Origin of the sequence: Caballeronia sp. SBC1 (assembly GCF_011493005.1) — a bacterium.
Classification (GTDB): Bacteria; Pseudomonadota; Gammaproteobacteria; order Burkholderiales; family Burkholderiaceae; genus Caballeronia.
In genome coordinates, this window is the sequence record NZ_CP049157.1 from 564,729 (window position 1) to 577,019 (window position 12,291).

Consider the following 12,291-nt stretch of genomic DNA (forward strand, 5'->3'; position numbering starts at 1 on the left):
ATGAAAATTGCAATTGCAGGCGGTTCTATTTCAGGGCTTGCGACCGCCCTCACATTGAATTGCACCGGCCACGACGTTCGCATCTACGAGCGCTCCGGGCACGCGCTTCGCGGGCAAGGTGGCGGCGTGGTCGTTTTACGTCGCATGCTGCGATTCCTGGAGGCCCACGGTCACTACTGTCGTGACATGCTCAGCGTGCCAACTCATCGGCGGAGATGGATTGCCCCGGACGGTTCCGTCATCCGCGACGAACCTGAAATACTGCCCTTTTCCTCCTGGGACGCGGTCTACCGGTCGCTATGCGCCATGCTCCCGGCGCAGTGCATTCACTATGGCCGCGAAGTGACTGGCTTCGAACAGGACGACCACGCTGTTGACATCCTCTTCGACAATGGCCCGACCGAGCAGGCGGATGTCCTGATCGCGGCGGACGGCACAGGCTCACGCTTGCGGTCCCAACTTTTTCCTGGCTACCAGTCGTCGTTCGCGGGCTACATTGCGTGGCGCGGTATTGTTGATGAGGCTCTTTTCAATGCTGCCGACGTCGCCGATCTCGCTGAAAATATGACGTTGCACAAACAGCCGGGCGAGTTATTCATGGTATTCCTGATTCCCGCTCTGGACGGCTCACTGACGCCGGGGAAACGCCGCTTCAACTGGCTTTGGTATCGCAACGAAACCGATGCCGCCGACCTGCAGCGGCATTTGACCGATCACGCGGGGCAGCCGCACCATGCATCGATCAGCGCGGGGCAACTGGCCGCCGCGTCAGTTGCCGAGCTCACCACGCTTGCCCGTGAACGTTTGCCCGCTGTGCTTTCGCAGTTGGTACTAGCCACTGGAGCACCGTTCGTGCAGGCCATCTTCGACGCGCTCAGTCCCAGCTTCGCCGAGGGCCGGGTCGCCCTGGTAGGTGACGCAGCGTGCACGCTGCGGCCGCATACTGGTTCGGGAACGTCCAAGGCGGCAGACGATGCCGTGTCGCTTGCCGAGACTCTGACGTCCTCCGGTGCAAATGTCACCCGACAACTCGCGGACTGGGCCAGTGCACGGCGCGTGGCGGTCGCGCCACTCGTACTGGAAGGACCGCAACTGGCAGCAACTTTCGGGCTCGGCACGACGACCCTCTGAACTCAGAAACGCATGCGTGGGAGTGGGGTACCCCCTCGAACCTGCTATATTTCCTCTGTTAATAATCGTTCGATAAGGGGAATACAATGCCACGGCAAAAGCGCCCAGCAACCAGCCCGTCGGGGAAGGCGGACCGCGCTGCCGCAGAGACGCCGGAGGCAGCGACGCCCGGCAAACGCATGTCGCCCGAAGATCGGGAACAGCAGATTGTTGAGAAAGCCATCGAGCATTTTGCTACCCACGGCTTTTCCGGCAGTACGCGAGAACTGGCCAAGCAGATTGGCGTTACGCAACCATTGCTCTATCGTTATTTCCCCAGCAAAGACGCATTGATCGACCGTGTGTACAACGAAGTGTATCGATGGGACCCCGAGTGGGAAGGCCTGATCGCCGACCATCGAATTCCTCTGCAGGAACGCCTGTGCACACTTTACAAAGCCTACTCGCGGGTCATCCTGCAGCGTGAATGGATTCGTACTTTCATTTTTGCCGGCCTCACGCGGGAAGGGATCAATACCCGCTATCTGGAGAAGTTGCGCGAACGGATATTCCGCCCGGTCATGCGCGAAATCCGTGCGACCTACAACATCCCCGCGCCAACCACACGCGCTGCGCAAGAAGCGGAACTCGAATTGATCTGGAGCCTGCATGCGAGCATTTTTTATATCGGCATGCGTCAGTGGGTGTATGGACTTCCCGTTCCCAAGGATCTGGATGCGCACGTCGAGCGCCAGGTTGACGCATTCCTGAACGGCACGCCCGCCGTATTGAAGAAAATGGCCCCGGCCACCACGGGAAAACGCGCAATCTCCACCCCGTAGCACCCCGATCCCGCTCTCCGCGGATTGCGATCAAGAACGTCCGTTGGCCCTGCATCCCCTGCTCCGCGAGCAGGGTAAACACCTGCGATTCACTGCTTTATCCGGGCCACTCGTTGACCTACAATTTATCAATCGATCAATGATCGTTCGATAAATTAAGGAAGACTCCCATGCCAGTGACCAAACTTGCCCACTACTCGATCCGCACCCACGATCTCGAGAAATCCTGCCGCTTCTATGAGCGAGTGCTCGGCTTTAAGCAGGGGTACCGCCCGCCCTTCGACTTTTCCGGCGCCTGGCTCTACAAAGGCGACGACGAACACGACTTCGGCACGGTTCATATCATTGGCGTGGACCCAAACAATCCAGATGGCCTTACCGCGTATCTCGGCGACAAAGCGTTGCCGGCCGCAGGCACGGGAACCATCGACCATATTGCCTTCCTTGCAACGGGCGTCGAGCAGATGTGGAAAACACTGCAGTCGGAAAACATAACGTGGCGTGACCGTACCGTACCGAGCCTCGGACTACATCAAGTCTTCATTGAAGACCCATCCGGCGTCACTATCGAGTTGAATTTTCCTGCCGCGGAAGTCGCCCATCTGAGCGTTCCGCACGCCGCTGCGCGCCCACAGGAATTCGTGAAGGCAGGAGATTGAACATGACGAACGCTTCCGCATTTTTCAAAGCGCGGCCGAAAGCAATCATCGTTGGCGGTTCCCTGGGCGGACTGTTCGCCGCGAACCTGCTTACCCGCAACGGCTGGGATGTCGACGTGTTCGAGCGTGTGCCGGACGAGCTTGCCGGTCGAGGTGCAGGGATCGTCACGCACCCGGAACTGTTCGATGCCCTGAAGTCGGCCGGGGTCGTGATCGATGATTCGATTGGCGTGAAGGTGTTGTCGCGCGTAACGCTCGGGCAGGACGGCAGCGTGCTGTCCGAACGTTCGCTGCCGCAGACACTCACTGCGTGGGCAAAGATGTATCACGTCCTTCGGTCAGCCTTGCCAGACTGTCACTACCACTCCGGCGGCACGGTGACATCTGTTGAAGACGGCCCGGAACACGCAACGGTTTCTCTCAGCGACGGTAGCATTCACGAGGCCGACATGGTCATTGCAGCCGATGGCTTCAAGTCCGAGATTCGCGGACAGCTTCTGCCCGATGTCAAGCTGGAGTATGCCGGTTACATAGCATGGCGTGGCCTGGTCGACGAGATGTCGTTGTCGAAGCCAACCCGTGATGCGCTGTTCGATAAGTTCGCGTTCTGCCTGCCTCCGCACGAACAGATTCTCGGTTATCCGGTGGCTGGCCAAGGCAACAGCACGACACCCGGCGAACGCCGCTACAACTTCGTGTGGTATCGCGCCACCAGCGAGGATGCCGACCTGCCGGACTTGCTGACCGACGCGAGCGGAAAGCGCTGGAGCGGTGGCATTCCGCCAACGTTGATCCGGCCAGAGGTTCTGGCTGACATGGAAGAAGCGGCCACCACGCTGCTTGCACCGCAATTCGCCGAGGTGGTGACCCGGGCCAAACAACCGCTCTTCCAGCCTATCTTCGATCTCGAGGTTCCCCGGATGGCATTCGGCCGTATCGCGCTGCTGGGCGACGCGGCATTTGTTGCGCGTCCGCATTGCGGCATGGGTGTCACCAAAGCGGCCGGCGACGCCATGGCGCTGACCGCCGCGCTAACCAGTGAAGCAGATGTTCGACGCGCACTGGCGGAGTACAGCCGGATTCGCACGCAGGTGGGCGCGGCCATCGTCCAGCACGCGCGCCACCTCGGCGCGTACATGCAAGCACAACTAAAGAATGAAACGGACCGTGTGATGGCTGAGCGTTATCGCACGCCCGAGGCCGTGATGCGGGAGACGGCAGTACCCGCTCGGTTCTGATTTAGCACGCCGGATGGGCTCGCTCCTGCGTTAATTCATTCGACGGATGCGAGAGCAGGTCAATCCAAAGGAGACTTCATGGAACACACCGTACCAGCCTATCAAGCCGCCTCGCGGCATGGCGCAGCGGACCAGCCCATCAAGGCTAACCCGCTGCTCGACGATCCACGCTTTCGCGCGTTGGTGCGTTCGCGCAGGACATTCTCGTGGACGCTCACGGTCATCATGCTGGCCGTTTATTTCACGTTCATTCTCACGCTTGCGTTTGAGCCAGTGCTACTCGGCCGTCCTGTGACGCAGGGTTACCCGACAACATGGGGCATCCCCATTGGCTTCGGCATGTTCGTTTTCACATTCGCGCTGGTAGCGCTGTATGTCGTGCGTGCAAACACGACTTACGATCGTGCCGTCAGTCAGATCAGGAATGGAGATTTGCAATGAGACGCCTGTCCGCATTGTTCGCATCATTCAGCCTGCTGCTCACTGCGCTTCCCGCATGGGCCGCGAGTCCGCCCGCTCTCTCGCGGGGACACAATCCCATTGCAATCGGCATGTTCCTGCTCTTCGTCGCGTCCACGCTGTTTATCACCCGGTGGGCAGCGCGCAAGAACAACAGCGTCGCCGACCATTACGCCGCGGGTGGGAAGATTTCCGCCTTCCAGAACGGCTGGGCGATTGCGGGAGACTATATGTCGGCTGCGTCGTTGCTCGGCATTTCTGCCTTGGTCTTTACAAGTGGCTACGACGGCCTGATCTACTCGATCGGATTCCTGGCCAGCTGGCCCATCATCCTCTTTTTGATTGCCGAACCCCTGCGTAACCTTGGCCGCTACACCTTGGCGGATCTCGTGTCGCACCGTCTGCAACAGCGCCCCATACGCGCGTTTGCCGCATCGAGTTCCATTGTGATCGTCCTGCTTTATCTGGTCTCGCAGATGGTGGGGGCAGGCAAACTCGTCGAGTTGCTGTTCGGGTTCAACTACACAGTCGCCGTGGTGATCGTTGGCGTCTTGATGGTGGTGTACGTGTTCTTCGGCGGAATGCTGGCAACCACGTGGATCCAGATTATCAAGGCGGCCCTGCTGCTGGCCGGCGCCGCATTCATGGCGTTCATGGTGCTTGAGCGCTTCGGCTTCAGCCTGAATGCCCTCTTCTCCCAGGCAATTCTCGCCCACCCGAAACATCTCGCCATCATGAGCCCGGGGGGTCTGGTCTCTGATCCGGTGTCCGCGGTGTCGCTCGGACTGGCGTTGATCTTCGGCACCGCCGGTCTGCCGCACATCCTCATGCGATTCTTCACCGTAGGCAACGTCAAGGCCGCCCGCAAGAGCATTCTCTATGCAACCGGGATTGTCGGAGTCGGGTATGCGCTGATCATCATCATCGGCTTCGGCACCATTGCACTGGTAGCGACCGACGCGCGTTACCACACGTCGTCAGGTGCAGTGATTGGTGGCGCAAACATGGTCGCCATTCATCTGGCGCATGCGGTGGGCGGGAACGTCTTCCTCGGGTTTATCTGCGCCGTGGCTTTCTCGACCATACTCGCGGTAGTCGCTGGTCTGACGCTCGCAGGTTCATCGGCGATCTCCCATGACCTGTACGCCAACGTGATGCGCGGAGGAACGGCGTCGGACCGGGACGAAATGCGCGTTTCGCGGGCAACAACGCTGGTTCTCGGCATGCTCGCGATCCTGCTCGGCATTGCGTTCGAGAAGCAGAATATTGCGTTTATCGTGAGCCTGACGTTCTCGATTGCAGCCAGCTCCAACTTCCCGGTCATCCTGCTTTCCATCTACTGGCGCGGACTGACAACGCGTGGTGCAGTGATCGGCGGCTCGCTCGGCCTCGTCACCGCAGTGGTGCTGACCATCCTCAGTCCGACTGTCTGGGTCCAGGTGCTCGGACATGCGCATGCGCTCTACCCGTATGAGTACCCGGCCCTTTTCTCGATGATCGTCGCATTCGCCGGCATTTTCTTTTTCTCCGTCACCGACAGGTCGACACAAGCGGTACGGGAACGCGCGTTGTATGGCAATCAACTCGTGGACTGCGAGCTTGGAATAATGAAGCAAGGCTAAACGCTATTCGCGCTTGCGGAGAAGACGATCGACGAATCGTGCTTGTTGCGTGTCGTCTCGATTCGTCTCAATTCGTCTGGATGTCAGTCACTGCGCGGTGCGATCGCCGGTCCTGCCGACGGTCTTACCGCGCAGCCGCAGTGCTGCTGAACCGCTGCTTAGCTCAGTTCGACAGTGCGGTTTGAATAGCCTCAAGCAGGCGCGGATCATCTGCTGTGACATCCGGCGAGAAACGGCCTGCTACGCGGCCGTCCCTGCCAATCACGAATTTCTCGAAGTTCCACAACACATCGGGCGCCGGGTTCGGTTCAATGCCGTAGCCTTTGAGCCGTTCGCGAAACGGGCCGTCCCCGGTTGTGTCCGGCTGCGTGCTGGTCAGCGTCTGGTACAGCGGATGCTGGTCGGCGCCGACCACTGATACCTTCGAGAACATCGGGAATTTCACGTCGTAGGTCAGGCTGCAAAACTCCATGATCTCTGCGTCGCTGCCTGGCTCCTGACCCTTGAAGTTGTTCGCCGGAAAGCCCAGCACTTCAAGTCCTTCGGCCCGCTTGTCCTCATAGAGTTTCTCCAGCGCTTCGTATTGCGGCGTGAGCCCGCACTTGGAGGCCACGTTCACGATCAGCAAGACCTTGCCCTTGAACGGCTCAAGCGTAAGCGCTGCGCCGTCGATGGATTTCACGGGGATATCGTAGATTGTCTGGCTCATGTTCTGACTCGGGTTCTGACTCGATAGAGGAAGGGATCAAGCGCTCCAGGGAATTTATCAAGCGCGGTCTATCCTACTCCGGACCGTCAGTGGCTGCACGGGTCGTCCGTTCTCTTCAATGGAGCGACCTTCGTTGCGGACTGACCTGCCAGTAACGATGCCGCAACATGGTCACGCAAGAACGTTATCCACGTGGCAATCTTCGCATCCAGATACTCGCGCGATGCATAGAGTGGGCGGCCTCAAAAGCGAAGTGCAACACCTATCTCGTATAAGGTGTCGCAATGCCCGAAAAAATTTCTTACCAGCAACTGCAGCCTGAAGAACGCCTGATCATTGCAAGCTTGCATCTGCAGGGTTCAAGTATGCGAGCCATGGCTCGCATACTTGGGCGCTCGCCGGGAACTATCAGCCGCGAGTTAACGCGAAACAGCTCTCCTGTTGGCTATGCATCAGTGCCTGCTGCAGCGCTTTGCAGCGCGCGCCGCAGTGCGTCACGCCCTCCCGCCAAGCTTTGCCCGCAAAGTGTCTGCTGGCGCATCGTTCTCACCCTGCTTGAGTGGAAATGGTCGCCTCAGCAGATATCGGGCACACTGAAGCGCATGTATCCAACCGACTCGACCCAGCACGTCTCGCACGAAACCATCTACACGGCCATCTACGCTCAGCCGCGCGGTGAACTGCGCCGCCAACTCATTGCCTGCCTGCGCCATGGCCACAGCACGCGCATGCCACGCACGCGGGGCACCGACCGGCGCGGACAGATTCCCGACATGGTCAGTATCCACGTGCGCCCGCCCGAAATTGAAGACCGACTGCTGCCAGGTCACTGGGAAGGCGACTTCATCAAGGGTGCGAACAACCAATCCTCTGTAGGCGTTCTGGTCGAGCGCACCAGCCGCCTGGTGCTGCTTGCCAAGATGGAGGACGCCACCGCCGCGTCAGCGCTAGCGGGCTTCTCCGCCAAACTCAATTCGATTGTGGCGCCCTTACGGCAAAGCTTTACTTACGACCAGGGCAAAGAAATGTCGCGGCATAAGGAGCTGGCCGCCGCCACCGGCGTGAATGTCTACTTCTGTGACCCACATAGCCCCTGGCAACGTGGAACCTGCGAGAACACCAACGGGCTGCTGCGCCAGTATCTGCCTAAAGGCACGGACCTATCGGTCTACAGTCAGGAAGAACTCGACGCGATCGCCGACAGTCTGAACAGCCGCCCGCGCGCCACTCACGCGTTCCATTCGCCATTCGAGGTCTTCGCTGCGACACTTGCCTCAGCAAGCCAACCTCAAGGCTCTAAACACTAGCCCCTCCTGTTGCGCTTCGGTTTGAAACCGCCCTCCAAAAGGCAACAGAAATTGATGATAAATTTGGCTCGCTGTTTGAGCCGCCTGTAAGGTAATGAAAAATGGCAAAATTTTTTATAGTAGAGCCCGAGGTTGCAGGCGGACTTGGACAGCATACAGTGATCGATCGCTCATCCGGGAAGATGGTCGTCACTGATTTACACTATGAATTTGAAGGGTGGCTTGGCGATCACCTATTGGAAAGTACGCCTTGTTATATCGTTACGAAGGAGTTGGCTCAAGAAATCGAAATTCAGAAATTGTCAGGTGTCGAATTTGCCTTTGCTAAAATTACGTTATCAGATCAATTTAAAGAACTCTATCCAAATAAAAGTGTCCCTGATTTTATTTGGCTCAAGGTTATAGGTGAGCCGAGTAAGGATGATTTTGGCATTGCATCAGGGTTGCAGCTCATTGTGTCGGAGCATGCACTTGAAACGCTGAAACGCTATGGCGTATCGCACGCAGCATCCATTGTGCCCCTTTGATTGCAATGAGATGACGTTCAGCGGTAGTACTCTGCTTTCTGACTACTACCGCTGCAAGGGTGGCGTATCGCTTCTCGTTCCCTGATGAGACGCGCCGCGTCTACACTTCCATCAGTTTCCGTTGCTATTCCAACAGCTAACCCAGGTAGCAAAAACGCGTGAGGCCATGCTGGTTGCTTCGCAACTCGGGCTTACGAGAGAGCATTGGTGGCGAGCGTGTTCATGCCAGAATTCGCGAGACGCATGAATTCACACGTCCGTGGCTCTGGCGAGTACCTAAAATTCGCGTCTTCACCCAGCCGCCGATCGACCGTGTCGAGCAACTGGATCTTGCAATGACGTGGAACGCACTGCCCCGTGAGCGATCGCAACGTCCACTTGCAGCTGTTGGGCCTGTAAAAGCTTAGACGCCAATCATCTGTCTGGCGGCAGTTTCAGCCATCGCCAATGCTGCGGCAGCGTCGCGCATCGGGCGGCCACAGCCGCGCCCCGTCACTCGCTCGATCGTCTTCGTGTCACGAACCGTTGTCACACGGATCGCGCCTTTAAACATCTGGCCAGGAGAGGGCAGAACACAAGCCTCAACGGTCACGTTGCCCTTGGTTTGTTTGAAAGCCATGACATCCTCTGTAAATTGGTGCGCACCGGCTGAAGGAGTTCGCATAAAAACTCAATCAATCAATACTTGGTAGTGCTCTGTATCCATCACAAGGCCGGGAAGCAGCCAAGCACGCCTTTTTTTCACGTCGGCCTAAGCAACGCTCAGTGGGCAGTGCCGTTAATGGCCAGTCCCGCCGGGCGCGCTTCAAAACGGTATTGAAGATGCTTGGGGTATTGCACGTCGATCTCGCGTACCAGGCGGTCGATTTCACGCTTGAGTTCATCAGCCCGCGAAACTCCCAGCAGGTGCCCCGCCTTCACCAGACCTTCACCAAATTTCTCGACCATCAGCGCGGCCAGCGCCGGCGTTTCCGCGCCACGTGTCACGTCCTGCGCGCGGTTTCCAGCGTATCGTTGAATTTCTGCAATCAAGGTCCCAACGTCGTCGGTCATAATACTCCCGCTTTTTATAGTTTCGATCTTGCGAAAATTGGTCCGTCTTCGGATCGCTCGATATTGTTGACCGTCCGCGGTAATTGCCGTGTCGAAAGAACGCTTCCCACCGTATAAGTTCTGTAAAAACGACGCCCGGCAACAGCTTGCTTGCCTGGTGGTGTCGTCCGCGCTTGAGCGCAGAACGGTTCCGCAACGACGAGCCGGATCGGCGGCGTTACGGTAACCGTGTGCCTCGATGCCGCGGCTTACCTGTCAATGGGCCGCGCGCATGGCTTCGTCTGCGACGGCGAGCCGCGACGCCATGACCTGGACGACAAACCGATGAAATTGCTGTGCTGTCACGGGATCGTCCTGCTCGAGTGCACGCAACGCTGCGAGCGACAGACGCCGGACACGCGCGGGCCCCTCGGCGAACACATTCGCGGTGCGCGGCTTGTGTGTGTAGACCGCCATTTCACCCACGATCGTTCCAGGGCCAAACGAACGCAGCCGGACTGACGTCCCATCGACAAGCGGCAATGAGACGGTGACGCGGCCGCGCTCGACGATGTACATGACCTCACCCGGCTCGCCGCGACGGAACAGCAATTGCCCCTCGCCGAGGTCGCACACCTCCAGAAGAGCTGATAGTTTGTCGAGGGCCTGCGATGTGAAATGCGGCGCCAGCATTGCGTAAAGATTTTCTTCCCCGCGAGCAGGCGTGTGTGAATCCACTGCAAGGAGCTTGTCCTCGACCCATTCAAGTCCGGCGTCCAGCGTAGCAAACTCGTGAATGCGGAGATTGAGCGTGCCGGATTTCGCAAGCAGGTCACGCGAGCGTGCCGGCAGCGCAGTCAACACCAGGTCCGCGTCGACCGTCGCGCACAGTTGTCTTAGCTTGACGAAGCTGACCGATACCGACGCGTCCATACCATTGGTCGAGGCGAAGTCCAGCACGACGAAGCGAACCGGTACCTGATCATGCTCGGCCAGTCGTTCGCGCATGCGCTGCAGGATCGAATTGGCGGTGCCGAAGAAGAGGAATCCCTGCAGGCAGGCCCCGCATACCTGTGTGCCGAGTTCGTGTAGCCGTTGGGTTGCTTCAATACTGCGCTCGACATTCGATGTACGGGTACTGGCATCGAACTCCATGCGCACGCAACTGACGCGACCGTACAGCAGCGCGAACATCACGCATGCGGCAACCATACCCACCACCACGCCAGCGACGACGCCGTAGAAGGCAATCACGCCGAGAATAAGCGGCACAAGCAGATACTCGTGCCAATTGAGCTTGCCATACGCGCCCACGAGCCACTGTATCAACAGACGCAGCCCCATGAAGAGCTGCAATCCGACCAGCACCGGCACGGGGAACAGCGCCACCAGGTCCGGCGAGACGGCAAGCACGACCAGACAGGCGAGGGAGGCGAATATGCCCGCCATACGACTTGTCGCGCCCGCGCGCGCGTTGAGCATTGAACGGTTGAACGACTGGTAGCCGACCATTCCGCCCAGCATGCCGCTCGCAATGTTGGCGAGGCCGGCCGCCCGCATCTCCCGGTTCAGATCGATATCCTCCCCCGTCGTCGCACCGATCGCAGTTGAGTTCATCAGGATCGTGATTGCCGAGATCGACGTTACGACCAGGGTTTCCGGCAGGTGTGCGCCAATTGCCGACCAGTCGATTTCCCCGCCCCCGAATAACACTGGCAAGCGCAACTCCGGAATCTGGATCGTCTGCAGCGCCACGTGCGGAAGCAGCAGTCCCATGCTGCGTGCGTCATCGGTTGACAGGCCTGCCGCATGGAGCAGGAGGTAGAACAGGGCGATACCGGACGCCAGGCTCAGGGGCAGCGCTGCAGCGTGTTTCCACGTACGTGACAGGATTGTGGTTAGCACGCCTACCAGCACTGCGGGTGTCCATACGATCCAGTGCAGGTGCGTCAGCAGCGCCAATGTATGCCAGTGCAGAGCCTTTCCGGTGAGCACACGAAACGCGCCCGCCAGCAGCAGGTAGCCGGTGCCGGCCAGGAAGCCGCCCACGACCGGGTACGGCAGGAACTGCAACGAACGGCTGCGCCTCGACGAACCGATCGCATACAGGATAAGGCCGGTCACAACCGAACACAGCGCGATGGCGATCAGCACCGTCACCAGGACTGCATGGACTGACCCGCCGTCGGTGCGCACGCTGCTCGCGACACCCGCAGCAACGCCGACGAGAAACGCAGTCGCGTTGCTGTCTGGCCCGGCAATGTTGACGCGCATCGAACTGGTCAAAGCGATCACCAGCGCGGTCACAACACAACTGACGAGAGCCGTGGGCACACCCAGTTGGGCGTATCGGGCAAGATCCGCGCTAAAGATCATGGTGCCGAGGCTCATGGCGTAGCAGAGCATGACGAGGGTCGATACGGTGCCGGCAGTCAGGTCGCCGATCAGTCCCGCAAGGGCTGAGTCGGAGCGCACTTCCGGTGAGGAATCTGTCTTGCCTGCCTTCACGGCGCTCCCCAGTAAGTGCGGGCCGGATTTCGCCTGAGCCGCGCCGTTCGCGCGACGCGCAGCGGTTTGTCTTGTTCGAACATGACGAATCGTTCCGGATGACTAATGACAGTGCGTTCCGCTCGCCCGACGCCGTTCCCGATTCGCTATGCAGTATCCACCGTGCTCCCGAACCATGTCAAACGCGCTGCGCCCCGCTCTAGCGCATCTGGCCTGTGCATGTGAAATCTTCGTCGTACACGCCCCGTATCGGATACCGGCTGGCTGGACGTACACTG

At 59.1% G+C, this 12,291-nt stretch carries 12 protein-coding genes and 1 pseudogene; 8 read left to right on the top strand and 5 right to left on the bottom strand.

Annotation, left to right across the window (positions count from 1 at the left end; genetic code table 11):
• From SBC1_RS20535 to actP, 6 genes are all read left to right on the top strand, one after another.
• Positions 1-1,131 carry an FAD-dependent monooxygenase gene (locus SBC1_RS20535; RefSeq protein ID WP_165097262.1) on the top strand — a complete coding sequence of 377 codons (1,131 nt, stop codon included), beginning with the start codon at positions 1-3 and terminating at the stop codon, positions 1,129-1,131.
• 86 nt (positions 1,132-1,217) lie between these two features.
• Complete coding sequence (locus tag SBC1_RS20540; RefSeq protein ID WP_165097259.1) at positions 1,218-1,952, top strand: TetR/AcrR family transcriptional regulator; 735 nt, start codon at positions 1,218-1,220, stop codon at positions 1,950-1,952.
• Positions 1,953-2,122: 170 nt separating this feature from the next.
• Positions 2,123-2,611 carry a VOC family protein gene (locus SBC1_RS20545; protein ID WP_165097256.1) on the top strand — a complete coding sequence of 163 codons (489 nt, stop codon included), beginning with the start codon at positions 2,123-2,125 and terminating at the stop codon, positions 2,609-2,611.
• A gap of 2 nt (positions 2,612-2,613) precedes the next feature.
• Positions 2,614-3,849, top strand: coding sequence for an FAD binding domain-containing protein (locus SBC1_RS20550; protein ID WP_165097253.1), 1,236 nt, complete (start codon positions 2,614-2,616; stop codon positions 3,847-3,849).
• Between the two features lie 78 nt (positions 3,850-3,927).
• The gene (locus tag SBC1_RS20555; RefSeq protein WP_165097203.1) at positions 3,928-4,290 is read left to right on the top strand and encodes a DUF485 domain-containing protein; all 363 of its coding nucleotides are present in this window, start codon (positions 3,928-3,930) and stop codon (positions 4,288-4,290) included.
• Positions 4,287-5,930 (top strand): cation/acetate symporter ActP, encoded by a 1,644-nt coding sequence (actP, locus tag SBC1_RS20560; protein WP_165097200.1) that lies wholly within the window; start codon positions 4,287-4,289, stop codon positions 5,928-5,930. Before SBC1_RS20555 ends, actP begins: the two co-directional genes overlap by 4 nt.
• A gap of 163 nt (positions 5,931-6,093) precedes the next feature.
• Here actP and SBC1_RS20565 read toward each other — a convergent pair whose 3' ends face one another.
• Complete coding sequence (locus SBC1_RS20565; protein WP_165097197.1) at positions 6,094-6,639, bottom strand: glutathione peroxidase; 546 nt, start codon at positions 6,637-6,639, stop codon at positions 6,094-6,096.
• Positions 6,640-6,725: 86 nt separating this feature from the next.
• Positions 6,726-6,872 (bottom strand): annotated as a pseudogene (locus SBC1_RS39965) (hypothetical protein); the annotation flags it as partial.
• A gap of 63 nt (positions 6,873-6,935) precedes the next feature.
• Between SBC1_RS39965 and SBC1_RS20570 the strand changes: the two are divergent.
• Complete coding sequence (locus tag SBC1_RS20570) at positions 6,936-7,946, top strand: IS30 family transposase (protein WP_241202270.1); 1,011 nt, start codon at positions 6,936-6,938, stop codon at positions 7,944-7,946.
• A 101-nt stretch (positions 7,947-8,047) separates the two neighbouring features.
• Positions 8,048-8,473: a hypothetical protein gene (locus SBC1_RS20575; protein ID WP_165097190.1), complete on the top strand. Its 426-nt coding sequence runs from the start codon at positions 8,048-8,050 to the stop codon at positions 8,471-8,473.
• A gap of 403 nt (positions 8,474-8,876) precedes the next feature.
• Here the strand turns inward: SBC1_RS20575 and SBC1_RS20580 are convergent, their stop codons facing one another.
• The 3 genes from SBC1_RS20580 to SBC1_RS20590 form a co-directional block, all read right to left on the bottom strand.
• Positions 8,877-9,092, bottom strand: coding sequence for a hypothetical protein (locus tag SBC1_RS20580; RefSeq protein WP_165097187.1), 216 nt, complete (start codon positions 9,090-9,092; stop codon positions 8,877-8,879).
• A 143-nt stretch (positions 9,093-9,235) separates the two neighbouring features.
• A complete protein-coding gene (locus tag SBC1_RS20585) occupies positions 9,236-9,526 on the bottom strand; it encodes a hypothetical protein (protein ID WP_165097184.1) in 291 nt (96 codons plus the stop codon).
• Positions 9,527-9,781: 255 nt separating this feature from the next.
• Entirely contained in the window at positions 9,782-12,013 is a 2,232-nt protein-coding gene (locus tag SBC1_RS20590; protein ID WP_165097181.1) for a SulP family inorganic anion transporter, read from the bottom strand.
• Between the last annotated feature and the right edge of the window lie 278 nt (positions 12,014-12,291).